The sequence below is a fragment of the Dyella ginsengisoli genome (genome assembly GCF_044904665.1).
Taxonomy (GTDB): domain Bacteria; phylum Pseudomonadota; class Gammaproteobacteria; order Xanthomonadales; family Rhodanobacteraceae; genus Dyella_A; species Dyella_A ginsengisoli.
Map to the genome: position 1 here is coordinate 460,205 of NZ_JADIKM010000003.1, position 26,998 is coordinate 487,202.

Here is a 26,998-nt window from a genome sequence, read left to right on the forward strand (position 1 = left end):
AAGAATAGGCAGGGGTCGCGATTCCGTCAAGCGTTTTTTGCAAAAAAATTTTCGAAACGTGCTCCTTCGCTTCGGCGCATCGCGCTGCCGCATGCATCGCTGCGGGTAAGCTTGTTTGCCACGCCCCTGCAGGAATACGCATGCACGAGATCGGCTTCATTCGCGACCTCGCGATCGTGATGATCGTGGCCGGCGCCACGACCATCCTGTTCCATCGCCTGCGCCAGCCGGTGCTGCTTGGATACATTCTCGCCGGTGTGCTGATCGGACCGCATACGCCGGGCGTGCTGGTGGCCGACCCGCGCACCATCAACGACATATCCAACCTCGGCGTGGTGCTGCTGATGTTCACGCTGGGCCTGGAGTTCAGCATCCGCAAGCTGCGCGAGGTCGGGATCGGGGTACTCGTCGTGGCGGTCGCCGAAGTCGGCGTGATGCTATGGATCGGCTACGGCCTGGGCGAGGCGTTCGGCTGGAAGGGCAGGGATGCGCTGTTCCTCGGCGGCATCATGGCGCTGTCGTCCACCATGGTGGCCACGCGCACCCTGTCCGAGAGCGGACTTGGCGCGCTGCCGTTTGCGAGGCTGGTGATCGGTCTGCTGGTGGCGGAGGACATGCTCACCATCGTCATCCTCACGCTGCTGACGGCCGTGGCGATCGGCGGCTCGGTCGAGGCGTCCACGGCATTCACGCTGATCGGTCACCTGGGCCTGTTCGTTGTGGCCGGCATGATCATCGGTCTGCTGCTGGTGCCGAGACTGGTCGACTACGTCGCCGGGTTCGGGCGCGACGAGGTGCTGCTGGTCAGTACGCTGGGGCTGTGCTTCGGTGCGAGCCTGCTGGCAGCCTGGATGGGTTTCAGCGTGGCCCTTGGCGCTTTTCTGGTTGGTTCCGTGGTGGCCGAAGCACGCAGCTCGGAAAAGGTGATGCATCTCATCGAGCCGCTGCGGGACATGTTCGCGGCGCTGTTCTTCGTGGCGATCGGCCTGAAGATCGACCCCGCCATGCTGGTCCAGTATGCGGTGCCCGCGCTGGCGATCGCCGCCGTGGTGATGACCGGCAAGACCGTGATCTGCAGCCTGGGCATGTTCGCGATCGGTCACGATCCGCGCACCGCCGTGCGTGCCGGCGTGAGCATGGCGCAGATCGGCGAGTTCTCGTTCGTGATCGCCACGCTGGGTCTCTCGCTCGGGGCGGTGAGCGATTTCATCTATCCGGTGGCGGTGGCCGTGTCGGTGCTGTGCATGGCGATCTCGCCTTATCTCGTTCGTTCGGCCGATGGCCTGGTGAACGGCATGCGACGCATCGCGCCCTCGCCGATGCGGCTGCTGGTGACCAGCTACAGCGGCTGGCTGGAAAACCTGCGCCCGGTCAACGAAAACGCGGTGATCGCTGCGATGCTGCGGCGGCTGCTCATGCACATCGCGATCAACGTGATGCTGGTGGTGACGCTGTTCGTGATCGGCGCCTACGTCAACGCGCACAACTGGGCATGGTTCTCGATGTTCGGCCTGACCCGGGATGCCCGGCATACCGTGATCTGGGCAGCGGCGCTGTTCCTGTCGCTGCCGCTGCTGATCGCGGTGTACCGCAAGGCGGAGGCGCTGGGCATGCTGCTGGCGGAATTGGGCATCCGCGAGAGTTATGCCGGGGCGTACACGCGCACCATCCGCGGCGTGCTGGCCCGGTTGATTCCCCTGGCGACGCTGTTCGTGCTGGCCGTGCTGGTCAGCGCGCTGGGTTCCACCATCCTTCCGCCGCGCGGGGTGGCGTTGTCGCTGGCGGCAGCCGGCGTGCTGGTAGCGGTGGTGCTGTGGCGCGGACTGGTGAGGGTTCACGCCCGCCTGCAGGCCGCTTTGCGCGACACCATCGCCAAGGAATGACCGGTACTTCCGGTCGATCGAAACCCGCCGCGGCGGGAACCTTTCAGGCGATGAACGGTCGCAGCCCCCGCGTCGTTGCCAAGCGTTGGCAGCGGTCGCACAATGAGCGGCCAGCCTCCGCAGCGGAGGCTTGTCCGGCACTGCCGGCACATTCCAAATGAGGGAGTCTCGAATGAAGCATTTTCTGCGTCCCACGCTCACGACGGCCGCTCTGGCCGTGGCGCTGGGCATGACTGCCGGCGCCCATGCGCAGGCCGCCAAGTCCTCGGCTGCCGGTACGGTCGACAAGACCAAGGCCAGCTACGTGGTGGGTTGGGACCTGGCCAGCTCGCTGCCGCCGCTGGTGCGCAACGAGGTGGATCCGGCGACCGTGGCCCGCGCCGTGCAGTCGGCGCTGTCTGGCCAGAAGCCGACGATGAGCGAAGAGGAATACAAGCAGGTCAAGCAGGCCTTCATCACCAACCTGCAGGCCAAGGCGAAGGCCGAGTATGAGCAGGTGGCGGCCAAGAACAAGGCCGAGGGCGACGCCTTCATCGCCAAGAACAAGTCGGCGCCGGGCGTGAAGACCACGGCCTCGGGCCTGCAGTATCAGGTGATCTCGGCCGGTAGCGGCCCGCGCCCGGGTCCGAACGACACGGTGCAGATTACCTACACCGGCACGTTCGTCAATGGCGAGAAATTCGACGCTTCGGCGGATCATCCGGAGCCGAAGACCGGCACCTCGGTGCCGATCCCGCTGGCCGGCGTGATCCCGGGTTTCCGCGAGGGCCTGATGCTCATGCAGACCGGTGCCCACTACAAGCTCTTCATTCCGTCGAGCCTCGCGTATGGCGCGCAGCCGGGCAACGGCTTCCCGCCGAACGAAACGCTGATCTTCGACGTGACGCTGGAGAAGACCGGCCCGACCCCGGCAGGCCAGGGCGCCCCCGGCCAGGGCGGCTGATCGCTTCAGCGACGACCATCGCTGAACCGGAAAAGGGCGCGAAGCAATTCGCGCCCTTTTCTTTGGGGCTCCCGACGAATGCGGCCTGTTAGAATCCGGCTTTTGATTGCATAGGGAATTGGGCAGCGATGAAAGTCACCATCTTCGGCACCGGCTACGTCGGCCTCGTCACCGGTGCCTGCCTGGCGGAAATGGGCAACCACGTGGTTTGCGTGGACATCGATGCCGGCAAGGTGGAGCGTCTCAAGCAAGGCGACATTCCCATCTACGAGCCGGGCCTCGAGCCGCTCGTGAAAGGGAATTTTGCCGAAGGCCGCCTCGCCTTCACCACCGATGCGACCCCGGCGATCGTCCATGGCGACATCATTTTCATCGCGGTAGGCACGCCACCCGACGAGGATGGCAGCGCCGACCTGCAGTACGTGCTGGCGGTGGCGCGCACCATCGGGCGACAGCTGGACCGTTATGCGGTGGTGGTCAACAAGTCCACCGTGCCGGTGGGGACGGCCGACCGGGTACGCCAGGCGATCGCCGAAGAGCTGACTGCACGTGGCGTGACAGTGGACTACGACGTCGTTTCGAATCCCGAGTTTCTCAAGGAGGGTGATGCCGTCGAGGATTGCCTGCGCCCCGACCGCATCGTGATCGGTAGCGACAGCCCGCGCGCCATCGCCGCCATGCGCAAGCTGTACGCGCCGTTCAACCGCAACCACGACCGCACCGTGCTGATGGACGTGCGCTCGGCCGAGCTGACCAAGTACGCCGCCAACGCGATGCTGGCGACCAAGATCAGCTTCATGAACGAGATCGCCAACATCGCCGAGCGGGTCGGTGCCGACGTGGAGCTGGTGCGCCAGGGCATCGGCTCGGACCCGCGCATCGGCTATCACTTCATCTATCCGGGTGCCGGTTACGGCGGCTCGTGCTTTCCCAAGGATGTGCAGGCGCTCGAGCGCACCGCGCACGCCCACGGGTACGAGGCCCGGCTGCTGGGTGCGGTCGAGCAGGTCAACCACGAGCAGAAGGCCAAGCTGTTCGAGCTGATCCAGCGTCACTTCGGCGGCCAGCTCGCCGGCAAGACCATCGCCCTGTGGGGACTGGCGTTCAAGCCGAACACTGACGACATGCGCGAGGCGTCCAGCCGGCGCCTGATGGAAATGCTGTGGGCGGCGGGCGCCCGCGTGCGTGCTTTCGATCCGGAAGCGGCCGAGGAAACCCGCCGGATCTATGGCGACCGCGGCGATCTGGTGCTCTGCGAGCATCCTTACGATGCGCTCGACGGCGCGGACGCACTGGCCATCGTGACCGAGTGGAAGGCGTTCCGCAGTCCCGATTTCGCCCGCATTCGCGGCACGCTGGCGACGCCGGTGATCTTCGACGGCCGCAACCTCTACGACCCGGCTGCCGTCGAAGAGGCGGGCCTGGCGTACTACGGCATCGGCCGCGGCCGCAGCCTCGCGCGGAGCTGACCGTGGCCGACGAGCGTCCCGACCTGGAGCAGCGTCTGACGGAGCTGGAGGTGCGGCTCACCTTCATCGACGACACCGTGCATGCACTCGGTGCGGCCGATGCCGAACAGGCCATGCGCATAGCGGCGCTGGAGCGCATCGTGCGCGACCTGCGCAATGAACTGGCGTCGGTGCGAGTCGGCGCGTCCGGCGACGCGCACGACGAACCACCGCCTCCCCACTACTGACACTGCACGGATACGGATCGAGAGCATGGGCGATTCCTTGCGCGACCAGCTGCTGAAGAGCGGCATCGTCAAACAGGTGCGGGATGAACCGCGCCCGCCGCAAACGCACGGCAAGACGGCGCGTCCGGGCGCGGGCAAGTCGGGCGGCAAGGGCGGCAAGCCGGGCGATCGTCCGGCCGGTCGTCCAGACGGCCGGCCACACGCTCGTTCGAACGACCGGCCGCGCGACCAGGCGGAGATCGACCTGGCTCGCGCTTACGCCATTCGCGCCCAGGCCGAAGCGGCCGAGCGCAAGCGCGCCGAGCATGAGGCCGCCGAGCAGGCGCGCATCAAGCGCGAGCGCAAGGCGCAGGTGCAACAGTTGCTGGAGGGCCGCGCGCTCAACAAGGCCGATGCCGATCAGGCGAGGCACTTCGAGTACGGCGGCAAGATCCGCCGGATCTATGTCGACGCGGCGCAGCTGGTGTCGCTGAACGCCGGCGAGCTGGGCGTGATCCAGCAATCCGGGCGTTATGTGCTGGTGACACGCGAGCTGGCCGAGCAGGTCAGGGCGATCGATGCGGGTGTCGTCGCGCTGCTGGTGTCGCCGGGCGAGGCGGGCGAGTCCGACGACGGGGTGCCCGCCGACTTGATCTGGTAAGACGCCGCCCCGACCAAGGTCCGGGCGGCGGGATGATCAGGCGCTGGCGGGCAGCGGCGGCGCTTCGTGCAGGGCGGGCAGATCCCAGCCCGATTTGGGCATGAATCGCTCGCCGTGCTGGCGGGCGAGTTTCTCCAGTCGACCCTTGATCACTTCTGCCCCTTCGCTGCGCGCGTAGGCGATCGGGCCGCCGCGGAACGGTGCGAACCCGGTGCCGAAGATCACGCCGGCGTCCAGCAGATCGGCATCGTCCACCACGCCATCGGCCAGGCAGGCAACGGCCTCGTTGATCATGGCGAGGATCATGCGTTCGGAGAGATCGGCGGGCGGGATGTAGTCGGGGTCAACCTCCGGTTTGACCGGTTTGCCGTCCTGCCAGACATACAGCCCCTGGCCGTCCTTCTTGCCGCGCTTGCCGGCATCGAGTTTCTCCTCGATGCCCGGCGGCAGTTCCAACCCCAGGAACGGCGCCAGCTCCTTGCCGACCGAGGCGCAGACGTCCAGGCCTACGGCGTCGGCCAGCTCGATCGGCCCCATCGGCATGCCGAATTTCTTCGCCTCGCGGTCCAGCACCGGACCGGGCACACCCTCGCTGTAAAGGCGCAGGGCTTCGAGCAGGTAGGGCATGAGGATGCGATTGACCAGGAAGCCCGGGGTGCCTTTCACGGCGATCGGCAGCTTGCCCAGCGCCTTGCAGAAGGCTAGCGCCCGCTTCTCGACGGTTTCGTCGAGCCCGGCGTGACGCACCACTTCGACCAGCGGCATCTGCGCCACCGGATTGAAGAAGTGCAGGCCGAGGAAGCGCTGCGGCTGACGGAGTCCGGCGCTGAGTTCGGCCAGCGGAATGCTCGAGGTGTTGCTGGCGAGAATCTCGTCAGCCTGGAACTGTGGCTCGATGGCGGCGTAAAGCGCTTTCTTCGCCTCGGCGTTCTCGTAGATCGCCTCAATCGCCAGATCTGCATCGGCGACGCCCTTGCCATCCACATCCGCGTGCAGGCGCTTGAGTGTCGCCTCCACCTTGTCGTTGGACTTGAGCTTCTTCTCGTAAAGCGCGCGCGCGCGATCCAGCGCCGGCTGGATGAACTTCATCTCACGATCCTGCAAGGTCACCTGCATGCCCTTGAGCGCGCACCAGGCGGCGATGTCGCCGCCCATCACGCCCGCACCCACTACGTGGACGTGCTCGATGCCGTGCTCCACGCCGGCGCCCTGATTCTTCAGGCGTTCCTGCAGGAAAAAAATGCGGATCAGGTTGTGTGCGGTCTGGGTATCGGCCAGCTTGGCGACCGACCGGGCTTCCAGCGCCAGGCGGTGCTGGATCGAGCCGCCGCCGCGGCGCCACACCTCGATCATGGCGAACGGCGCGGGGTAGTGCTCCTTGCGCACCTTGGCGGCCGTCTGCTTGACCACCATCGGCGCCAGTACCTGCCGCACCGGCCACAGGTTGGTGGCCCAGGCCTTGGCGCGCAGCGCGAACGGGCGCGCGTGGGGGCGGCGCAACAGCGCGCGTGCTTCGGCCAGCAGTTCGGCCGGTGGCGCGGTGCGGTCGATCACGCCGAGCGCCAGCGCGCGTCGCGCCGACAGCGTGCGGCCGGTGAGCATGATGGGCAGCGCGTCGGTGGCGCCGATCAGGCGCGGCAGGCGCGCCGTGCCGCCCCAGCCGGGATGGATGCCGAGCATCACCTCCGGCAGGGCGATGCGGGTGCTCTCGTCGTCCGCGGCGATACGCTGGCGGCAGGCGAGGATCAGCTCGGTGCCGCCGCCCATGCAGGCACCGTGTACGGCCGCCACCGAGGGGCAGGGCAGCCGGGCCAGCTGCTCGAATACGCGCTGCCCGTGCTCGATGTTCTCGCGCACGCTGCCCTGCGCGGCGTAGGTCACGAATTCCTTGATGTCGGCTCCCACCGCAAAGCCAGCGGGCTTGGCCGAATGGATGATCACGCCCAGCGGCTTCTCGATCGCCAGACGCTCCACGATCTGTTCAAGTTCGTCCAGCACGGCCCGCGAAATCGCATTGACGCTGCTGCCGGCGCGATCGAGGGTGAGGGTGACGATGCCGGCATCGTCCACGCCGGTCTTCCAGTGGGTGAAACGCAGTCCTTCGAACATGGGAGGCGGCGGTCGCTTGAGGAAGGGCTCCAAACCATACCCTCACGGACGGTCGAATGCGAGATTGCGCCTGGCCCGGTTTGTGCGGTGTCGCAAGCGGCTGCCAACGGCATCACGTCTCGCTATTGCCAATTGCCCGGCGGTGCGCAAACGTACCGCGCTATATGCAGTCCATGATGGCGTCCAGCCCGCCCAAGGCCGGGGTAGAAATCTTCGAGCGCATCCTGGCGGCGCCGGGCGGTCTGGTCGTGCTCGAGGGTGGTGACAGCTCGGCGCTGCTCAACGACTTCCGGGCGATCGCCCGGCATACCGGCCAGGCCGTCTACCTGTGGCAGCCCGACCAGGGTCTGGGCAGCCTGCGCGATGCCCATGCGCGGGTGCCGGGGTGCCAACGGCTGGGTAATGCCTTGCGCTACATGCAGCAGAGCATGCACTTCGGCGTGTACCTGCTGTCGGACCTGGAGCTCCCGCTGTCGGCGATGGATGCGACCCTGCTGCGTCAGCTGGCCCGCGCGCCCGGCGGGCACGTGCGGCGCGTGGTGCTGCTCGATGCGCCGCAGGCGCTGGTCGATCATCTCGGCGAGGCGGCGGTGCGGATCAGCTCGCGGCTGGACCTGCCGGTGCGTCCGCGCCTGCGTGACGGTCGCTGGGTGGTGTGATGAGCACACCGACCGACATGTTGGTGGTCGCCTCGCACCGGGATTTGCGTCGGCGCCTGTTCGACGTGCTCGATCGCGAGGACCACGACCGCATTCTCAGCGCGCGCGACAGTGCGCATGCGGCGATCCTGCTGGCCGGGCGCGGCCCCGTGGCGTTGCTCGTGGTGGCTTTCGAGGGCGACGGGCGCGTCTCCCGCGCGTGCTGCGAGCAACTGCGGGCGATGGAGGCCTGCCGCGATGCGCCCTTGCTGGCGGTGTTCGCGCCCGACTGCAAGATCGGTCCGGCGTTATTGCCCGAATCGGTAACCGACTGGCTCGACAGCACCCATCTGGAGCGTGAGTTGGTGGCGCGCTGGCAGCGCGCCCGCATGCGTTCGCCCGGCGACAGAGGAGCCGAGGCGGGACGGATCGCCCCGGCGATTTCGCCGGAGGATGCTCTGGCCTACCGCTTCGCCTTCGACGACGAGGACGGCGACAGCGAATGGATCGTGGTCGATCCCTCCGGTGATCGCGTGCTGGACGTCAACACTGCGGTGTTCCGGCACAGCCAGCTGTCCGTGACCGATCTGCTCGGCAAACCGCTCGCGCAATGTCTTGCGTTCGAAGGCGTCGAACTCGACAAGGTGCTGCGGGAGGCCGATCGGTGCTGGCACCCCTGCCAGCGACGGACCCGGCAGGGTGCCGACACCGGGCAGGCCAATGCGCGGCGCGTGCGCCATCGCGGCAAGGACGCGGTGGCGCTGGCGTTCCGCAGCGATCGCGCCGAAACCCGCGGCGAAGCGGCGCTGGCCCTGCTCACGCGCATCTTCCAGGCCAGCAGCAGCGTTGATGTGCAAGCCGCCACCGCGCGCCTGCTGATCGACGAGCTGTCGCTGGACTATCTCGCCCTGTGGTCGGCGCGTCCCGAGGACAGCGCGGTGCCCTCGCAACTGGTGCTGCACTGGCGCGGCGAGGACATCGCCTGGCCCGATCCGGCGCTGCAGACCTCGCTGCGCCGCGTGCTGGGCGGCAAGGCCATGCTGCATGCCGACGATGGCCAGCGCCTGGCCGAATACGATCCGCTGCTGCAGCAGCTGCGGATCGCCGGTTTCGCTGGCCTGCCGCTGCTGGACGAGCGTCGCAGCGTCATCGGTGCCCTGCTGGTGGGGCGTCGCCGCGGACTGGGACGGATGGACATCGTCGAGCCGGTGCTGCGCTGCGCGGCGGCGCGCTTCGCGCAGTCGATCGAACTGCGCCGCACGCGCGAGCAGGGCCGTGCCGAAGGCCTGCTCGACGCGCTCACGGGTCTGCCCAATCGCCTGCTGTTCAACGACCGTCTCGACACCATCATCCGCGAGGCGCACCGCACCGGTGAGTGCTTCGCCGTGCTGTTCGTGGATCTGGATCGCTTCAAGGCGATCAATGACACCTACGGCCACGCCGCGGGCGACCAGGTGCTGCGCGTGGTCACGCAGCGACTGTGCAGTTCCATCCGCGCCTCCGACACGGTCGCGCGCTACGCCGGGGACGAGTTCACGGTGGTGCTGCGGCACATCATCAAGACCGACGACGTGCTGCGCGTGGCCGAGAAGATCGTGCAGGTGATGGAGGCGCCGCTGCATCTGGACGGTGGCGAAGAATTGCAGGTCACCGCGTCGATCGGCGTGAGCTTTTTCCCCGACGATGCGGCTGACGCCGACACCCTGCTCAAGCATGCCGACGAGGCGATGTACGCCGCCAAGCATCTTGGCCGCAACAACTTCCAGATCTACGAGATGAGCCAGGACCAGGCGCAGCAGCAGGACGTGGCGCTGATCTCCCGCCTGCGCCATGCCGAACGCAATGGCGAGCTGCGGGTGTTCTACCAGCCGCAGGTGGACGCGGCGACCGAGGACATCGTCGGGATGGAGGCGCTGGTGCGCTGGGAGCATCCGGAACTGGGCGGGATCAGCCCGGGCGTATTCATTCCGCTGGCCGAGGAAAGCGGCCTGATCGTCTCGCTGGGCGAATGGGTACTGCGCACAGCCTGTGCCCAGGCGCAGGCGTGGGAGCAGGCGTTCGGCCTGCGCCTGCGCCTGGGCGTGAACCTGTCGGCGGTGCAGCTGATGGAGCCGGACCTGCTCGAAGTGGTCGGGCGGGTGCTGAAGGAAACCGGGCTGGATCCGGGCCTGCTGGAGATGGAAGTCACCGAGAGCATCTCGATCAAGGAGGTGCCCAACCTGGTGGAGAACCTGCACGGCCTGCACGACCTGGGCTGCCGCATCGCCATCGACGATTTCGGCACCGGCGCCGCCTCGCTGGATTACCTGCGACGACTGCCGGCCGACCGCATCAAGATCGACCAGAGCTTCGTGCGCAATATCGGCATCGACCCGGACGACGAGGCGATTGTGCGCGCCACCATCGAAATGGCGCACCGCCTCAAGCGCGGCGTGGTGGCCGAGGGCGTGGAGATCGAGCAGCACTTCGAATTCCTGCGCGCCAACCACTGCGACGAGCTGCAGGGCTACCTGTTTTGCCGCCCGCTGCCGCAGGCCAGTTTCGAGCGGCTGCTGGCCGAACGCCAGCGGCTGGTGGAAGGCGAGGGGGCAGCGGCCGCTTGAGCTGGGGCAGGACGTCCCCACCTCCTTGAGGTCGCAGGGTGAACTTGCGGCGCCGCAGCGTGTCTGAAGCGGCTTCCATCCTCCGTCAAGAATGCGATCGAAGTGGCCACAGCAACCGAGGGGACGGCCCGGATGGGCGACAACGAACTGGATCGGGCGCTGGTGGAGCGTGTCCAGAAAGGGGACAAGCGGGCCTTTGACCTGCTGGTGCGCAAATACCAGCACAAGGTGATCGGGCTGGTGTCCCGCTACTCCAACAACCACGCCGAAGCCGAGGACATCGCGCAGGATGCCTTCGTGCGCGCCTGGCGGGCGATCGGTTCGTTCCGCGGCGACAGCGCGTTCTACACCTGGATGTACAAGATCGCCGTCAACACCGCGAAGAACCACCTGGTGGCGATGGGCCGCCGCCCTCCCGCCGACGATATCGATGCGGAAGACGCCGTGTTCGTGCCCGGCTCGGACCGCATGCAGGAAACCGCGACGCCGGAGCGCGAACTGATGCGCCAGCAGGTGGAACAAACCGTGTTTGCCGCGGTCCAAGCTCTGCCCGAAGAGCTGCGCACCGCCATCACCCTGCGAGAGGTGGACGGACTCAGCTACGAGGACATCGCCGAAACGATGAGCTGCCCGATCGGAACCGTGCGTTCGCGCATTTTCCGGGCGCGCGAGGCGATCGACGAAAAACTGCGTCCACTGTTGTCCGATCGCGAGGATCAGACATGAGCAACAACCCCGAACAACTCTCCGCGGGCATGGATGGCGAGCTTGGTGCCGAGGAACTGCGCTTCCTGCTGCGCCGGCTCGACCACGATGCGTCGCTGCAGGTGCGCTGGTCGAGCTTCCATGTGGCGTCGGCCAGCCTGCGCGGCGAACTGCCCACCCTCGCCTCGTCGAGTTTCGCCGACCGGGTGATGCGCGCCATCGAGGCCGAAACGGCGGCGGTCACCGGGGCGCGCGAGCGGCGGTCGAACCACTGGCTGAAGCTTTCCGCCGGCGGTGCGATTGCCGCCAGCGTTGCGGTGGTGGCGCTGATGGCGAGCCGGCCGGCCGGTCATTCGGTCGATGCACCGCTGGCCGCGCCGTCCGTGGCCCGGGTGAGCGAACCGACTGCGCTGCCGGCACAGGCTGCTCCGGCCGCCGTGCCCGCATGGCTGAGCAGCACCAACGCGTTCCGTTACAGCCAGCAGGCGGCGTTCCCGGCGGGCGATGCGATCTCGCCCTACGAGCAGTCGCTCTCGCCTTATCGCGTGAATGGCTATCGCACGCAGCAGAACGCCGACGGCAGCTACCTGCTGCTGATCGATCCCACGCGTCAGGCGGCCCGGCGCTCCGTGCGCGAGGCAGCCGTCGCGCAGTGACCGGTGTCCGCGTGTTCGTGGCCGCGGTGCGCATTCCGATGTTTCCCTTCACACCCCGGCGCGCCCTGCGCGTCGGTGGTTCCTGCTTGCCTGACCCCGTATCGAGGAGGAGATCATGAGTCGTCCCAGCGTGCGCCTGCTTGCCTGCAGCGTGTTGATCGGACTGGCCGCCGCTGGCGGCGTCCAGGCCCAGACCCCGGCGGCCGCGCCGGCCTCGTCGTTGCCGGATTTCACCGGCATCGTCCAGCAGAACGCCGCGGCAGTCGTGCACGTGGAGGCCAAGTACAACGGCCGCTCGCAGCCCCGCACCATGCCCGGCATGCCCGGCATGCCGGGCAGCTCCGGCGGCCCCGGCGCAGACGACCAGGCCGAGATCCTGCGGCGCTTCTTCGGCATGCCGGCGATGCCCTCACCCGAAGAGCAGAAGCACACTTCGCTGGGCTCGGGCTTCATCATTTCCGGCGACGGCTACATCCTCACCAACAACCACGTGGTCGACCACGCCGATGAGGTGACGGTGCGCCTGCAGGACCGCCGCACGCTGACTGCCAAGGTGGTCGGCACCGATCCGCAGTACGACATCGCTCTGCTCAAGGTGAGTACCAGCGGCACGCTGCCGGCGGTGCGCATCGGCGACTCGCAGTCGCTCAAGCCGGGCCAGTGGGTGCTGGCGATCGGCTCGCCGTTCGGCTTCGACTACACCGTGACCCAGGGCATCGTGAGCGCGGTCGGGCGCAACCTCGGCGGCGGCGACCAGCCGTATACCTCCTTCATCCAGACCGACGTGCCGATCAATCGCGGCAACTCCGGCGGCCCGCTGTTCAACCTGCAGGGTCAGGTGGTGGGCATCAATTCGCAGATCTACTCCAATACCGGTGGCTATCTCGGCGTGGCGTTCTCCATCCCAATCGATGTGGCGATGAACGCGGTCGAGCAGCTCAAGGCCAAGGGTTTCGTCACCCGCGGCCAGCTCGGCGTGATGGTGCAGGGCGTGACCGATGACATGGTCAAGGTCTACAAGCTCGATCGCGGCGCCGGCGCCGCAGTGACCCAGGTGACGCCGGACAGCGGCGCCGAGAAGGCGGGCATCCAGGCCGGCGACATCATCCTCAAGTACAACGGGGAAACCATCGATCAACCAGGCGACCTGCCGCCGCTGGTGGGTCTGACCAAGCCCGGTACCAAGGTGCCGGTGGAGGTGCTGCGCAACGGCAAGCACGAGACGCTGCAGGTGATGGTGGGTACGGCACCGCGCGATCCGGACGCGGTCTCTCCCGACGGCAGCGCGCCCGTGCAGACCTCCGGATCGCAGGCGCTGGGCCTCACGGTGGGGCCGCTGAGCGCCGACGATCGCAAGCAGATGGGCCTGCGTTCGGGCGAGGGCGTGCAGGTGACGGACATCTCCGGCGAGGCGGCCGCACAGGCCGGCCTGCGCGCCGGTGACGTGATCCTGCGCGTGGACCAGCACGCGGTGAGCAGCGTGGCCGACTTCCGCGCGGCGACCAAGGACGTCAAGGCGGGCAGCACCGTGCTGCTGCTGGTGCGGCGCGGCGAGCAGAGCAGCTTCATCGGCATCACGGTGCCCGACGGCAAGTAACCGGGTGCCCCGGCGGCCTCCTGCGGGACGGTCGCCGGGCGCGGGGCGCGGGGCGTTCCATGCGATAATGCCGGGTTCGTGCCGCCATCCCGGCGGCACGCCGCCGGCGTCCTCCGCCGGACGGTGCAAGCTGACAGCGTAGCCCATGGAACTGATCCGCAACTTCTCCATCATCGCGCACATCGACCACGGCAAGTCCACGCTCGCCGACCGCATCATCCAGATCTGCGGCGGCCTGGCCGATCGCGAGATGGAAGCCCAGGTGCTCGACTCCAATCCGATCGAGCGCGAGCGCGGCATCACCATCAAGGCGCAGTCCGTTTCGCTGCCGTACAAGGCGCGCGACGGCAAGACCTATCAACTGAATTTCATCGATACCCCTGGCCATGTGGACTTCTCATACGAAGTCAGCCGCTCGCTGGCCGCGTGCGAAGGTGCGCTGCTGGTGGTGGACGCCGCCCAGGGTGTGGAAGCGCAGTCGGTGGCCAACTGCTACACGGCGGTGGAGATGGGGCTGGAAGTGGTGCCGGTGCTCAACAAGATCGACCTGCCTACCGCCGACATTGACAAGGTGAAGGGCGAGATCGAGGCGGTGATCGGCATCGACGCCGACGATGCGGTGGCGGTGAGTGCCAAGACCGGCCTCAACGTGGTTGAGGTGCTCGAAGCCATCGTGGCGCGCATCCCGCCGCCCAAGCCGCGCGACACCGACCGCCTGCAGGCGCTGATCATCGATTCCTGGTTCGACAACTACCTCGGCGTGGTGTCGCTGGTGCGCATCATGCAGGGCGAGATCAAGCCCGGCGACAAGCTGTTGGTGATGTCCACCGGGCGCACCCATGAAGTGGGCGAAGTGGGCGTGTTCACGCCCAAGCGCAAGAAGCTCGACAAGCTCGGGGCAGGCGAGGTGGGTTGGATCACCGCGTCGATCAAGGACGTGCACGGCGCGCCGGTGGGTGACACGCTGACTCTCGCCGGCAAGCCGGCCGACAAGCCGCTGCCCGGCTTCCAGACCATGCAGCCGCGCGTGTTCGCCGGGCTGTTTCCGGTCTCGGCGGATGACTACCCCGCGTTGCGCGAGGCGCTGGACAAGCTGCGCCTGAACGATGCGGCGCTGTTCTTCGAGCCCGAATCGTCCGAGGCGATGGGCTTCGGCTTCCGCTGCGGGTTCCTCGGCATGCTGCACATGGAAATCGTGCAGGAGCGACTGGAGCGCGAGTACGACCTCGACCTGATCACTACTGCGCCCACGGTGGTCTACGAAGTGCTCAAGACCGACGGCACCATCATGTCGCTGGACAACCCGGCCAAGCTGCCGCCGGTGCCGCAGATCGACGAGATCCGCGAGCCGATCGTGGTGGCGAGCATCCTCACGCCGCAGGAATACATCGGCAACATCATCACGCTGTGCGAGGAAAAGCGCGGCGTGCAGCGTTCGATCCAGTACCTGGCCACCCAGGTGCAGATCACCTACGAGATTCCGCTGGCCGAGGTGGTGCTGGATTTCTTCGACCGCCTGAAGTCCGTGTCGCGCGGTTACGCCTCGATGGATTACCACTTCGACCGCTTCGAGGCAGGCCCGTTCGTGCGCACCGACGTGCTGATCAACGGCGATCGCGTGGATGCGCTGAGCCTGATCGTGCACCGCGTGCACGCCGAGCGCCGCGGGCGGGATCTGGTCGAACGCATGAAGGATCTGATTCCGCGCCAGCAGTTCGACGTGGCGATCCAGGCGGCGATCGGCGCGCAGATCGTGGCTCGTTCCACGGTCAAGGCACTGCGCAAGAACGTGCTGGCGAAGTGCTACGGCGGCGACGTGAGCCGCAAGAAAAAGCTTCTGGAAAAGCAGAAGGAAGGCAAGAAGCGTATGAAGCAGGTGGGCCGCGTGGAGATTCCGCAGGAAGCCTTCCTCGCCGTGCTGAAGGTGGACAAATAAGGGGCGGCATCGCACGCCACGCGGTCATCGGCCGCGGGCGATCGGCGCAACTCACTTCTGACGGAGCGACACATGGATTTTGATTTTTCCGCCATCCTGCTCGGGCTGACCGTGCTGTTCGGCGTGGTGTGGGGACTGGATCGGGCGTTGCTGTACCGCCGCCGGAAGGCGCGGCTGGATGCGGCTGGTGTGGAGTACCGCGATCCGCTGCCGGTCGACTGGGCGCGTTCGCTGTTTCCGGTGGTGTTCGTGGTGCTGTTGCTGCGTTCGTTCGTGGCCGAGCCGTTCCGCATTCCGTCCGGCTCGATGATGCCGACGCTGGACGTTGGTGATTTCATCCTGGTCAACAAGTTCGCCTATGGCCTGCGGCTGCCGGCGTTCAACAACAAGTTCCTGGACATCGGCGAGCCCAAGCGGGGCGACGTGGTGGTGTTCCGTTTCCCGGGTTACCTGTGCCGCGATGCCGACGGCCATTTCCAGCGCATCGGCGGGGCAGAGGACGGCACCACCCCGGCCACGGGTGCGGACCATGCCTGCCCGACTCCGCTGACGCCGGTGCCCGGCCAGAACTGGATCAAGCGTGTGATCGGCCTGCCGGGCGACACCATCGAGGTACGCGATAGCCAGGTGGTCATCAACGGCAAGCCGGTCGCTTCGGACGAGCTGGGACCCTACGTGGGCAACCCGCAGCGCGCGGAGGATGCCGAGCTGCTTTACTACGGCGCCTCGGTATGGAACGAGCACCTGCCGGGCGAGAACGGCAAGACCATCAACCACCTTGTAGCGCGGATGCCGGCGCGCATGCCGACCAATCCGATTCCCAACCAATTGGTGCCCTCCAAAGTGCCGCAGGGTTGCTACCTGGTGATGGGCGACGATCGCGAGAACAGCACCGACAGCCGCTGGTGGGGCTGCCTGCCGGAGAAGAACCTCGCCGGCAAGGCGTTCCTGATCTGGTTCAGCTGGCAGGGCCTGCACACCGGCGGGGTCGCGTGGAAGCGCATCGGTACGTTGATCCACTGATCTGCGACGGCCGGCGCGTGACGCGCGCGCCCGCTGCGGGCAAAATCGCCCTCGCCGCACGCATTGCGACGGCAGGGTTTGCACGGGCCGATCGGCCATCACCGGGGGATGCCGCCAGTCGGCTTAGCGAGGGGACTATGAAATCAAAACAGTCGGGCATCACGCTGATCGGATTCCTGATCATCCTGGTCGTCGTGGCCTTCTTCGGCTTCATGGCGATGAAGCTGGTGCCGTCCTACATCGAGTTCTTGGGTGTCAAGAAGGCGATGAACCAGATCGCCACCGGCGGCGCCAACGGCCGCTCGCTGGACACCATCCGCCGCGACCTGATTTTCAAGATGGGGTTCCAGTACGTGGATGACGCCACCATCCAGCCGTCGGACATCACCATCAAGCGCACCAACGGCGCCTCCACCCTGGTGGTGAGCTACGACAAACAGGTGCCGTTCGTGGCCAATATCGATTTCCTGATGCATTTCGACAACAGCGTGGCGCTGCCGGGCAACCTGGGCGAATGATCGTTGGTGCTTGACTATCGATTTCGCGATCCCGCGCTGGCCGAGCTGGCGCTGACCCACCGCAGCGTCGGGCGGCCCAACAACGAGCGGCTGGAATTTCTGGGCGATGCGTTCCTCGGCATGGTCGTGGCCGAGATGCTGTTTGAGGCCCACCCGCATGCCAGCGAGGGCGAGCTTTCGCGCCTTCGCTCGCAGTTGGTGAATGGCCAGGCGCTGGCGGTGCTCGCGCGCGAGCTGGAGCTCGGCGATCGCCTGAAGTTGGGACCCGGCGAACTCAAGAGCGGCGGTTTCCGGCGCGAGTCGATTCTCGCCGACGCGTTCGAGGCGATGATTGCCGCGGTGTATCTCGACGGCGGTTTCGAAGCGTGCCGACAGGTGGTGCGCCGGCTGTTTGCCGAGCGCGTGGCGGCGTTGCCGCGCTCTTCCAAGGATGCCAAGACGCGTCTGCAGGAACACCTCCAGGCCGGTGGCTGGTCGCTGCCGCGCTATGAATTGGTCGCCAGCCATGGCGACGACCACGCCAAGCAGTTCGACGTACGCTGCACGATTGCCGAGCCGGTGGCGCTGGATGCCCAGGCCAGCGGCTCCAGCCGGCGCGCGGCGGAGCAGGATGCCGCCGAAAGCGTGTTGGCCCGCCTGCTCGAGCACCGCGCGCGCGCCTGACGCACTCCGTTGTACGCCCCATCACTGGCATCCGCGCCGCCCCGGCGCGATGCTAGCCCTCTTTCTCGCCTCCAGATTCCAAGCCGATGACCCACGAACACGACCCCTCAGACGCCCGTGACGGCGCGCCCGTCCTGCCGCACGACGACTTCCGCTGCGGGACGGTGGCGCTGGCCGGGCGTCCGAACGTGGGCAAGTCGACCCTGCTCAACGCGCTGATCGGCTTTCGCCTGTCCATCGTCAGCCCGCGGCCGCAGACTACGCGCCACCGCATCCTCGGCATCAACACCACCGAGGCCGGGCAGATCCTCTACGTCGATACGCCGGGCCTGCATCGCGGCGCCAAGCGCGCGATGAACCGCAGCCTCAACCGCGCCGCACGCTCGGCGATCAGCGATGTCGACGTGGCCGTGCAGGTGATCGAGGCCGGTCGCTGGACCGACGAGGACGAGGCCGTCTATGCCGCGCTGGGCGAGCAGGACACGCCCCGCCTGCTGGCGATCAACAAGGTTGACCTCAGCAAGGACAAGGGCGCGCTGCTGCCCTTCGTGGCCAAGCTCGCCGAGACCCATGCCTTCGACGAGATCCACTACGTCAGCGCGCTCAAGGAAAAGGGACTGGCCGAGCTGGAGAAGGCGATCCTCGCCCGCCTGCCGGTGCAGCCGCCGATCTACGGCGAAGACGAGGTCACCGATCGCAGCGAACGCTTCCTCGCCGCCGAGATGGTGCGCGAGCAGCTGATGCTGCGACTGGACCAGGAGCTGCCGTACGCCACCACGGTGGAGATCGAGCAGTTCAGCGACCGCCCGGACGGCGTGGCCGAGATCCATGCGGTGATCTGGGTCGAGCGGGACGGCCAGAAAGCCATCGTGATCGGCCAGGGCGGTGCCCAGCTCAAGGCGATCGGCAGCGCGGCGCGCCGGCACATGGAGCGCCTGTTCGAGCGCAAGGTGTTTCTCAAGCTGTGGGTGAAGGTGCGCGAGGGCTGGGTGGACGACGAATCCATGCTGAAGAAGTTCGGCTACACCGACTGATCCGGCCGCGCGCGCCGCGGCCCACGTCATGCGCATCGACCAGCAGCCTGCCTATGTCCTGCACGCGCGGCCATATCGCGAGACGTCGCTGTTGCTGGAGTGCCTGACCCGCGACCACGGGCGGATCGGCGTGATCGCGCGTGGCGTGCGCAGCGAGAAAGGACGCGCGCAGCGTGCGCTGCTGGAACCGTTCCAGCGTCTGGCGCTGGATCTGCTTATGCGCGGCGAGCTGGCTACCCTGCGTGGCGCCGAGCTGCTGGACACACCGCGCCGGCTGATCGGCGATTCGGGCCTGGCCGGCCTGTACGTCAACGAGCTGGTGGTGCGACTTACCGGTCGCCAGGATCCGCATCCGGACCTCTTCGACGCCTACGCACTCACGCTCGCGCGCCTGTCCGGTACCGAATCGCTGGCGTGGACGTTGCGCCGCTTCGAGCGCGATCTCCTGCAGGCGCTCGGCTACGCGCTGATGCTCACCGAGGATGCCGCCAGCGGCGCGGCGATCGATCCGGAGGGGCACTACCGCTATCAGGCCGAGACTGGGCCGTTGCCCTGCATGGCGGGCGAGGCCGGCGCCCTGCCGGGCGATGCCCTGCTGGCACTGGCGCAGGACCGCCTGCCCGAGGCGGCCGGCCTGCAGGCGCTGCGTGGCATGATGCGCGGGATCATCCGCTTCCACCTCGGCGGCGGCGAGCTGCGTGCGTGGCAGGTGCTGGCGGCGGCAATGACGCGCCGCTGAGGTCGGGTCCGCGCGAACCTGGATGAGTTCAGGCCGCCTGCTGCGGCCGGTCCAGCGCGCGCAGCGTCTCCATCAGCACGCCGCGGAAAAGTGCCACTGCCGATGCCGCCTGGTCCGGGCGCGTGCCCAGCAACTGCTGCAGCGCCACCACATGGCCGGACAGCGCGGTGGCGCCGCAGAAGCCGCAAGACGAGCGCAGTCGATGCAGCCGGTCGCGCAGGGCCGCGCCGTTCTGGCCGAGCTGGTCGAGCTCGTTGCACAGCGTCACCAGTTCCTGCTGCAGCAGTTGGCGCAGCGCACACATGGTGGTCGAATCGCCGCTGGCGAGCAGGGCGGCTTCGTCATCGAGCACCGGCAGCCGGCGCAGGTAGGCCGGCGCCAGCGCCATCACGCGGCGCAAGTCGTCGATGCGACAGGGCTTGATGAGCACGTCGCTGAAGCCCTTGAGCAGCAGCTGCGGACGTTGCGCCGGATCGAGCTCGGCCGTGGTGGCGATCGCCACGGCATCGCGCGAAGCGGCGAAGACGTCCTGGCGCAGCTCCGTCAGTACCTCGCAGGCACCGGCGCCGGGCATGCGGCAGTCCAGCAGCAGCAGGTCGAACGCTTCATTCCTGGCGACGCTCAGGGCGGCCCGGCCATCCACGCAATCCGCGCCGTCGGCGCCGAGTGCACGCACGGCATCGAGCAGGAAACGGCGGCTTGCCGCGTCGTCGTCGGCGACCAGTATGCGCAGGGCGAGCATGTCGGCGCGCGGGCCGGACGAGCCGGCGAAAGGGGAGTGCGTCATGACGAAATCCGTGTCGTTCAGCAGAGTTTGGCAGAATGGCCGGACATGGGTGCCTTATCAAGCCGTCTTTCGTGGGTTCTGTCGCTGGTTGTGTCGGTGCTGCTGGCCGCGCCGGCACATGCCGGTGCGAGCCTGACCGCGAAGGCCCTGACGGTGCCGGGGGCCACCCTGCAGCAGCTGACGCTGGCGGTGACACCGGCCGATACCGGCGGGCTGCGGCTGCAGCTGGACGCTGCGCGGGCGGATGTTCCGGCGATGGGCTGGCGCCGTGTGGGCCTGCATCTCGATGCGCTGCTGCAGCGCGATCCGCAGGGCCGCTGGGTACTGGACGGACCATTGCAGCTCCTGCGTGCACCGGGTGCCGCCCTGAGTGACGCCACGATCAGCCTGCAGGTGGACCAGGCAGCCAATACGCTGCTCGTCGATCTTCGCCAGGGCAAGGCGCGGGCCACCACGGCGGTGCCGCTGGACCAGCCCACCCACGCCCAGATCGAGCTGAAGAATCTGCCGTTCGGCTGGCTGCAGGGGTTGATCGGAACGGTCTGGTCCGGTCGGGCGACCGGCGGACGGGTGAATGCATTGGTGGCGCTGGATCGACGCACCGACGGCATCCAGGCGTCCGGACAGTTCGACCTGTCCGCGCTGGGTTTCGATTCTCCGACCGGCAAGCTGGCCGCGCAGGGTCTGGGTGGTGGCGGGCGCTTCACGCTCAATACCGCCGACGGTCCGGCCAGCATCAATCTGGAAAGCACGCTGCGCGGCGGCGAGCTGCTGCTCGGTCCGATCTACGCGAACCTGCCCGATCATGCCGTGCAGCTTTCGCTGGACGCGCAGGCGCGTGGCGGCGCGATCACCGTCAGCCGGCTGCGCGTGGGCGATCCCGATGCGATGCAGTTGCGCGGTGCGATCGCGTTCAATGCCAAGGGCGATCTCGCGTCGCTCAACCTCTCCCAGCTGCAGCTCAGCCTGCCGATGGCCTACCAGCGCTACGGGCGCGCGTGGCTGGCCACCTACGGCCTGCGCGACATGACGGCACGCGGCCAGCTCTCCGCCACGCTGGACTTGCGCGAGGACGGTCTGCACGCGTTCGACTTCGATACCGACGGTGTGGACCTCGCCGACGCCGACGGTCGACTCGCCGTGGTCGGCCTGCGCGGCGGACTCGACTGGAGCCGCAGCGGACGGCGCCAGGCGACCAACCTGAGCTGGCAGAGCCTGGGCCTGTACCGCCTGATGCACGGTTCGGCCACCTCGCACTGGCAGAGCGAGAACGGCGTGCTGTCGCTGCAGCAGCCGGTGAGCATGAGCCTGCTCGGCGGCCAGGTGCGCATCAGCGATCTCGACTGGGCTCCGGCGGCGGCCAAGGGCCAGCGGCTGGATACGTCGATGGCGGTGTCCGGGGTGGACATGGCGGCCTTCAGCCGCACCATGGGCTGGCCGCAGTTCCCGGGCACGCTCGGCGGCGCGATCACCGGGCTCTCGGTGAGCGGCGACCGGGTGGTGCTCACCGGTGGGCTGTCGCTCAACGTGTTTGGCGGCTTCGTCGACATCACCGGCCTCGCGCTGCAGCAGCCGTTCGGCGACAACCCGGTGCTGGCCGGCGACATCGCGCTGCGCCAGCTCGATCTGGGCGCGATCACCAGCGTGTTCGATTTCGGTTCCATCACCGGTCCGCTGGACGGCCATGTCAACGGCCTGCGCCTGGTGAACTGGCAGCCAGTGGCGTTCGACGCGCAGCTGCTGGCCAGCCAGGGTGGACGCATCAGCCAGCGCGCGGTGAACAATCTCACTTCGGTCGGTGGCGGCGGCGTGGCAGCGGGGCTGCAGGGCGCCGTTCTCAAGCTGTTCAAGACCTTCGGTTACGACCGCATCGGTTTGAACTGCCGGTTGCAGGGTTCGGTCTGCCACATGAGTGGGCTGGAGCCGACGGCGGACGGCTACACTATCGTCGACGGCAGCGGCCTGCCGCATCTGAACGTGATCGGGCATCAGGCCGAAGTCGACTGGCCCACCCTGATCCGTCGACTCAAGGCCGCCATCGACGGCAACGCGCCGGTAGTGCGCTGACCGACTGTCCTGCATCCCCACCCCACGGAGCTGATCATGCGCAAGATTGTTTACGGATTGCTGGCCACGTTGATGGTGGCGCTGGTCGGCTGCGTCACCATCAATGTGTACTTTCCCGAAGCTGCGGCGCAGAAGGCCGCCGACCAGTTCATCGGCACCGTGCTGGAAAACGCCAAGCCGGCGCCCAAGACCGATACGCCGCCCCCACCGGCCAAGCAGGCACAGCCCTCGGCGATGCTGCTGAACCTGCTGGTGCCGGTGGCGTACGCCGGTGATGCGCCGAACATCCGCATCCAGAACGCCACCACCGAGGCGATCCGCCAGCGCATGCAGTCGCGCTTCAACGGCGGCCTGGGCGACCTGTTCAAGAGCGGCGCCGTGGGGTTCACCCACGATGGCATGGTCGCCGTGCGTGACGCCTCGGCCGTTCCGCTGAGCCAGCGCGCCCAGGTCAACGCTACCGTGGCGGAGGAGAACCGCGACCGCGCCGCGCTGTATCGCGAGGTTGCCAGCGCCAACGGCCACCCCGAGTGGGAGCCGCAGATCCGTGCCACGTTCGCCAAGGGCTGGATCGAGCGTGCGCCGGCCGGCTGGTATTATCAGGACGCTGCGGGCGCCTGGAAGCGCAAATAAGCGCCCGCGGGTCCCATCCGCATCCCGCGCCCGGGTCCCTCGACCCGGGCGCCTTGTTTTTGAGCGCCATGCAAGAACTCCAAGCCACCATCACCGACCTCAGCCACGACGGCCGCGGCGTCGCCCGCATCGACGGCAAGACCGTGTTCGTCAGCGGCGCACTGGTCGACGAGCAGGTACGCCTGCGCATCCGCAAGCGCCACCGCCACTTCGACGAGGCCGAGGTGGTGGAAGTGATCGTGCCGTCGCCGCATCGGGTCACGCCGCGCTGCCGCCACTTCGGCGAATGCGGCGGCTGCTCGCTGCAGCACATGGACGCCGCCGCGCAGATCCACGCCAAGCAGCGCGTGCTGGCGGACAACTTCGCCCGCATCGGCAAGGTGTCGCCGCAGCACTGGCTGGAACCGCTCACCGACGCGCCGTGGGGCTACCGCCGCAAGGGCCGCCTGTCGGTGCGCCACGTACCGAAGAAGGAGCGCGTGCTGGTGGGTTTCCGTCAGGAAGCAAACCCGCGCTTCGTGGCGGAGATCACCCATTGCGAGGTCCTGCACCCGTCGCTGGGTCCGAAGGTCGGCCTGCTGGCCGAGATGATCAGCGGCCTCGCCGCCGCGCGCGACATCCCGCAGGTGGAATTTGCCGGCGGCGACGAGGGCATCGCGCTGGTGTTTCGCCACATGCAGCCGCTGAGCGAGCGCGATACCGCCACGTTGGTGGCGTTCGGCCAGCAGCACGGTTTCGCCATCTACCTGCAGCCCGGCGGCGTGAGCAGCGTGCATCTGCTGTGGCCGGAGCAGTCGCATCTGGCGTTCCGCATCGCGGCGGGCGAGGGCGTGCCGGACGTGGAGCTGGAATTCCGCCCGCTCGATTTCGTGCAGGTCAACGCCGGCATGAACGCGAAGATGATGGCGCGCGCTCTCGAGCTGCTCGATCCGCAACCGACCGACCGCGTGCTCGACCTGTTCTGCGGCCTGGGCAACTTCACCCTGCCGATCGCCCGGCGCGTCGCCGAAGTGGTCGGCGTGGAAGGCGAGCATGGCCTGGTTGAACGCGCCGGCGAGAATGCTGCGCGCAACGGCCTGGCCAACGCGCGCTTCCACGTGGCCAACCTGTTCGAGGACCAGCGCGGCACCGACTGGGCGCGCCAGCCATGGGACAAGCTGCTGCTCGACCCGCCGCGCGCCGGTGCCGACAAGGTGCTGGAGTACCTGCCGCACAAGGCGACGAAGCGGATCGTCTACGTTTCCTGCCATCCCGCCTCGCTGGCGCGCGATGCCGGCATCCTGGTCAACCAGCACGGGTTCCGGCTGACATCGGCAGGCGTGATGGACATGTTTCCGCACACCTCCCACGTCGAATCCATCGCGCTGTTCGAGAAGTAACCGGTGCGTTCATCCATGAACGCGAGGATCAAGAAGCGGCCATCCGTGGCCGCACTCTTCATGAAAAGCCATGCCCATTGAGATCGAGAGGAAATTCCTGCTGCGCACCGACGCTTGGCGCGCGCAGATCGAGCGTACTGAGCGCATGGCGCAGGGCTACCTGGTGAGCGCGCAGGCGCTGCGCGACGGTACCGCCAAGGCCTCGGTGCGCGCCCGCGTGGCCGGCGAACGCGCCTGGCTCAACATCAAGGCGGCGCGGCTGGGCATCGAGCGGGCCGAGTTCGAGTACGCCGTGCCCGTGGCCGATGCCGAGGCGATGCTCGCGACGCTGTGCGACGGCGTGCTGGCCAAGCAGCGCCACTATGTCACCGTCGACGGCACGCTGTTCGAGATCGACGAGTTCGAGGGCGATAACGCGGGGCTGATCGTGGCCGAGGTGGAGCTGCCCGCGGTCGACGCGCCGTTCCCGCGGCCGGACTGGCTGGGCGCCGAGGTCAGCGCGCTGCCGCGCTACTACAACGTCAACCTGATTGCGTACCCTTACGCGCACTGGACGCGCGACGAGCGCGATGCCATCGATGGAGCAACGTCCGCATGCTGATGATCGGTCTGGCCGGCCTCGCACTCGAGCCGCGTGAGCGCGACTGGCTGGTCGCGCCCGGCGTGTCCGGCGTGCTGCTGTTTGCGCGCAACTTCGCCTCGCGCGAGCAGCTCGCCGCGCTGGTGGAATCGATCCGCGAGGTCGGCGGCGAGGACATGCTGATCGCGGTGGACCAGGAAGGCGGCCCGGTGCAGCGCTTCCGCGACGGCTTCACCCGCCTGCCGGCGCTGGCGAAGGTGGGCGCGGTATACGACCGCGATCCGACTGACGCCGTGCGCCTGGCCGAAGAGCATGCTTGGGTGATGGCCAGCGAACTGCGCGCGACGGGTGTGGATTTCAGCTTTGCGCCGGTGGTGGACCTGGCCCGCGGCAACGCGGCGATCGGCCTGCGCGCGTTCCATGCCGATCCGGCGGTGGCCGGCGAGCTGGGCCAGGCCTATGTGCGCGGCATGCACCTGGCGGGCATGGCGGCCGTCATCAAGCATTTCCCTGGCCACGGTTCGGTGGCGGCCGATACGCACAAGGCGCAGGCGATCGACCCGCGCCCGCTGGCCGAGATCGAGCGCGTCGACCTGCTGCCGTTCGCGCAGTGCATCGAGGCGCGGGTGGAGGCGGTGATGATGGCCCACGTGATCTACCCCGAAGTGGACGCGCTGCCGGCCGGCTTCTCCAGGGTGTGGATCGGCGACGTGCTGCGCGGCCGGCTCGGCTTCGACGGCGCCGTCATCAGCGACGACATTTCCATGGCGGCGGCCGGCTCGGCTGGCGGCGTGGCGCAGCGCGTGCGGGCCCATCTCGACGCCGGCTGCGACCTGGTGCTGGCTTGTTTCCCCGACGTAGTGGACGAAGCCATCGCCGCCATCGCCGACCGCAACCCGGTCGCGCCCCGGCGCCTGGAATCCCTGCGTGGCGCGCTGGGCGCCAGCTGGGATTCCCTCACCGACAACCCGCAGCGCGACCGCTTCGTCGCGCGCATCACGGCACTGGATGCCGAAGGAACTACCGCATGACCGACAGCACCACGCCCTCGCTGACCGACGCGCTGGCCAACGCCGACCTGCTGTTCGATCGCCCCTCGATCGACGCGATGATCACCCGCATGGGCGGCGAGATTGATGCCGCGCTGGGCGGCGAGCGCGCGCTGTTCCTCACCGTGATGAACGGTGCGCTGATGTTCGCCGGCCAGCTCGCGCTGGCGATCCGCACCGACCTGGAATTCGACTACGTGCACGCCACCCGCTACCGCGGCGCCACGACGGGCCACGACCTGCACTGGCTGCGCGAGCCGATCGTGCCGATGAGCGGCCGCACCGTGCTGCTGGTCGACGACATCCTCGACGAAGGCCACACGCTGAAAGCCGTGCGCGACGACTGCCTGCGCCGCGGCGCGCGCCGCGTGCTGATCGCCAGCCTGTGCACCAAGCGGCACGATCGCCTGGTCGAGGGCATCGCCTCCGACTTCAACGGCATCGAACTGCCGGATCGCTACGTGTTCGGCTACGGCATGGACTATCACGAACAAGGCCGCAACCTGCCGGGTATCTACGCCCTGCGCGAATCCTGATTCGTTACGCCGCACGGGAGGAACACCCATGAAGCTCCTCGGCATTTCCGGCAGCCTGCGCCGGGCCTCGTACAACACCGCACTGCTGCATGCCGCGGCCGAGCTGGCGCCCAACGGCACCGAATTCGCGATCCACGGTCTGCACGGCCTGCCGCTATTCGACCAGGACGTGGAAGAGCAGGGCGATCCGGCCGCAGTCGTGGCGTTGAAGGAGGCCATCGCCGCCGCCGATGCGCTGCTGCTGGCGTCGCCCGAATACAACGGCGGCATCACCGGCGTGCTGAAGAACGCGATCGACTGGGCCTCGCGCAAGGGCACCGCGCGCGAGGCCGCACCATTGGCCGGCAAGCGCGTGTGCATCATCGGCGCCAGCCCCGGCATCACCGGCACGGTGCGCGCGCAGGACGCGCTGCGGCTGGTGCTGCGTCGGGCCGGCGCCATCGTGGAGCCGCAGGGCGAGGTGCTGGTGTTCCAAGCGCACACCAAGATCGCCGAGGGCAAGCTGGTGGACGAGCGCACCCGCGAGGCACTGGCGCGCCATCTGCAGAACTTCGTCGCGCAGGTCATGCGCGCTTCCTGATCAC

Annotated in this window: 25 protein-coding genes; 23 read left to right on the forward strand and 2 right to left on the reverse strand. The window is 67.8% G+C overall.

Annotated elements, in window-relative coordinates:
• Window positions 1-140 precede the first annotated feature (140 nt).
• The 5 genes from ISP17_RS12395 to ISP17_RS12415 all read left to right on the forward strand — a co-directional run bounded on the left by ISP17_RS12395 (window position 141) and on the right by ISP17_RS12415 (window position 5,162).
• Entirely contained in the window at window positions 141-1,883 is a 1,743-nt protein-coding gene (locus ISP17_RS12395) for a cation:proton antiporter (protein WP_404633559.1), read from the forward strand.
• A 172-nt stretch (window positions 1,884-2,055) separates the two neighbouring features.
• The gene (locus tag ISP17_RS12400) at window positions 2,056-2,826 is read left to right on the forward strand and encodes an FKBP-type peptidyl-prolyl cis-trans isomerase N-terminal domain-containing protein (RefSeq protein WP_404633561.1); all 771 of its coding nucleotides are present in this window, start codon (window positions 2,056-2,058) and stop codon (window positions 2,824-2,826) included.
• 128 nt (window positions 2,827-2,954) lie between these two features.
• Window positions 2,955-4,295, forward strand: coding sequence for a UDP-glucose dehydrogenase family protein (locus tag ISP17_RS12405; RefSeq protein WP_404633563.1), 1,341 nt, complete (start codon window positions 2,955-2,957; stop codon window positions 4,293-4,295).
• Between the two features lie 2 nt (window positions 4,296-4,297).
• A complete protein-coding gene (locus ISP17_RS12410) occupies window positions 4,298-4,522 on the forward strand; it encodes a SlyX family protein (RefSeq protein WP_404633565.1) in 225 nt (74 codons plus the stop codon).
• Between the two features lie 25 nt (window positions 4,523-4,547).
• Window positions 4,548-5,162, forward strand: a complete 615-nt coding sequence (locus tag ISP17_RS12415) for a DUF2058 domain-containing protein (protein ID WP_404633567.1) — start codon at window positions 4,548-4,550, stop codon at window positions 5,160-5,162.
• Between the two features lie 36 nt (window positions 5,163-5,198).
• Here the strand turns inward: ISP17_RS12415 and ISP17_RS12420 are convergent, their stop codons facing one another.
• The gene (locus ISP17_RS12420) at window positions 5,199-7,271 is read right to left on the reverse strand and encodes a 3-hydroxyacyl-CoA dehydrogenase NAD-binding domain-containing protein (protein ID WP_404633569.1); all 2,073 of its coding nucleotides are present in this window, start codon (window positions 7,269-7,271) and stop codon (window positions 5,199-5,201) included.
• Between the two features lie 164 nt (window positions 7,272-7,435).
• On the opposite strand from ISP17_RS12420, the gene ISP17_RS12425 reads away from it, so the two are divergent.
• From ISP17_RS12425 to recO, 11 genes are all read left to right on the forward strand, one after another.
• Entirely contained in the window at window positions 7,436-7,930 is a 495-nt protein-coding gene (locus ISP17_RS12425) for a hypothetical protein (protein ID WP_404633571.1), read from the forward strand.
• Window positions 7,930-10,512, forward strand: coding sequence for a putative bifunctional diguanylate cyclase/phosphodiesterase (locus tag ISP17_RS12430; protein WP_404633573.1), 2,583 nt, complete (start codon window positions 7,930-7,932; stop codon window positions 10,510-10,512). Before ISP17_RS12425 ends, ISP17_RS12430 begins: the two co-directional genes overlap by 1 nt.
• Before the next feature lie 132 nt (window positions 10,513-10,644).
• Window positions 10,645-11,238, forward strand: a complete 594-nt coding sequence (gene rpoE / locus ISP17_RS12435) for an RNA polymerase sigma factor RpoE (RefSeq protein WP_404633575.1) — start codon at window positions 10,645-10,647, stop codon at window positions 11,236-11,238.
• The gene (locus tag ISP17_RS12440; RefSeq protein ID WP_404633577.1) at window positions 11,235-11,873 is read left to right on the forward strand and encodes a sigma-E factor negative regulatory protein; all 639 of its coding nucleotides are present in this window, start codon (window positions 11,235-11,237) and stop codon (window positions 11,871-11,873) included. The genes rpoE and ISP17_RS12440 overlap by 4 nt, the downstream gene beginning before the upstream one ends.
• Window positions 11,874-11,988: 115 nt before the next feature.
• On the forward strand, window positions 11,989-13,470 hold the full coding sequence (locus ISP17_RS12445) for a DegQ family serine endoprotease (protein WP_404633579.1): 1,482 nt from the start codon (window positions 11,989-11,991) through the stop codon (window positions 13,468-13,470).
• Between the two features lie 145 nt (window positions 13,471-13,615).
• Window positions 13,616-15,406 carry a translation elongation factor 4 gene (gene lepA, locus ISP17_RS12450; protein ID WP_404633581.1) on the forward strand — a complete coding sequence of 597 codons (1,791 nt, stop codon included), beginning with the start codon at window positions 13,616-13,618 and terminating at the stop codon, window positions 15,404-15,406.
• Between the two features lie 72 nt (window positions 15,407-15,478).
• On the forward strand, window positions 15,479-16,429 hold the full coding sequence (gene lepB, locus ISP17_RS12455) for a signal peptidase I (protein ID WP_404633583.1): 951 nt from the start codon (window positions 15,479-15,481) through the stop codon (window positions 16,427-16,429).
• Window positions 16,430-16,566: 137 nt separating this feature from the next.
• Window positions 16,567-16,947, forward strand: coding sequence for a DUF4845 domain-containing protein (locus ISP17_RS12460; protein WP_404633585.1), 381 nt, complete (start codon window positions 16,567-16,569; stop codon window positions 16,945-16,947).
• 3 nt (window positions 16,948-16,950) lie between these two features.
• Window positions 16,951-17,610: a ribonuclease III gene (gene rnc, locus ISP17_RS12465; RefSeq protein WP_404633587.1), complete on the forward strand. Its 660-nt coding sequence runs from the start codon at window positions 16,951-16,953 to the stop codon at window positions 17,608-17,610.
• 86 nt (window positions 17,611-17,696) lie between these two features.
• Complete coding sequence (gene era, locus ISP17_RS12470) at window positions 17,697-18,644, forward strand: GTPase Era (RefSeq protein WP_404633589.1); 948 nt, start codon at window positions 17,697-17,699, stop codon at window positions 18,642-18,644.
• Between the two features lie 28 nt (window positions 18,645-18,672).
• Complete coding sequence (gene recO / locus ISP17_RS12475; RefSeq protein WP_404633590.1) at window positions 18,673-19,383, forward strand: DNA repair protein RecO; 711 nt, start codon at window positions 18,673-18,675, stop codon at window positions 19,381-19,383.
• Window positions 19,384-19,411: 28 nt separating this feature from the next.
• Here recO and ISP17_RS12480 read toward each other — a convergent pair whose 3' ends face one another.
• Window positions 19,412-20,170, reverse strand: a complete 759-nt coding sequence (locus tag ISP17_RS12480; RefSeq protein ID WP_404633591.1) for a response regulator — start codon at window positions 20,168-20,170, stop codon at window positions 19,412-19,414.
• A gap of 45 nt (window positions 20,171-20,215) precedes the next feature.
• Between ISP17_RS12480 and ISP17_RS12485 the strand changes: the two genes are divergently transcribed.
• The 7 genes from ISP17_RS12485 (at window position 20,216) to ISP17_RS12515 (ending at window position 26,994) form a co-directional block, all read left to right on the forward strand.
• Window positions 20,216-22,237, forward strand: a complete 2,022-nt coding sequence (locus ISP17_RS12485) for an AsmA family protein (protein ID WP_404633593.1) — start codon at window positions 20,216-20,218, stop codon at window positions 22,235-22,237.
• A gap of 36 nt (window positions 22,238-22,273) precedes the next feature.
• Entirely contained in the window at window positions 22,274-22,870 is a 597-nt protein-coding gene (locus ISP17_RS12490) for a YdbL family protein (RefSeq protein ID WP_404633595.1), read from the forward strand.
• A 68-nt stretch (window positions 22,871-22,938) separates the two neighbouring features.
• Window positions 22,939-24,249, forward strand: a complete 1,311-nt coding sequence (gene rlmD / locus ISP17_RS12495) for a 23S rRNA (uracil(1939)-C(5))-methyltransferase RlmD (RefSeq protein WP_404633597.1) — start codon at window positions 22,939-22,941, stop codon at window positions 24,247-24,249.
• Window positions 24,250-24,319: 70 nt separating this feature from the next.
• Window positions 24,320-24,850 carry a CYTH domain-containing protein gene (locus tag ISP17_RS12500; RefSeq protein ID WP_404633599.1) on the forward strand — a complete coding sequence of 177 codons (531 nt, stop codon included), beginning with the start codon at window positions 24,320-24,322 and terminating at the stop codon, window positions 24,848-24,850.
• The gene (gene nagZ, locus ISP17_RS12505) at window positions 24,844-25,860 is read left to right on the forward strand and encodes a beta-N-acetylhexosaminidase (RefSeq protein ID WP_404633601.1); all 1,017 of its coding nucleotides are present in this window, start codon (window positions 24,844-24,846) and stop codon (window positions 25,858-25,860) included. The genes ISP17_RS12500 and nagZ overlap by 7 nt, the downstream gene beginning before the upstream one ends.
• The gene (locus ISP17_RS12510) at window positions 25,857-26,414 is read left to right on the forward strand and encodes a hypoxanthine-guanine phosphoribosyltransferase (RefSeq protein WP_404633603.1); all 558 of its coding nucleotides are present in this window, start codon (window positions 25,857-25,859) and stop codon (window positions 26,412-26,414) included. The genes nagZ and ISP17_RS12510 overlap by 4 nt, the downstream gene beginning before the upstream one ends.
• A gap of 28 nt (window positions 26,415-26,442) precedes the next feature.
• Entirely contained in the window at window positions 26,443-26,994 is a 552-nt protein-coding gene (locus ISP17_RS12515; protein WP_404633605.1) for an NADPH-dependent FMN reductase, read from the forward strand.
• Window positions 26,995-26,998: the final 4 nt, after the last annotated feature.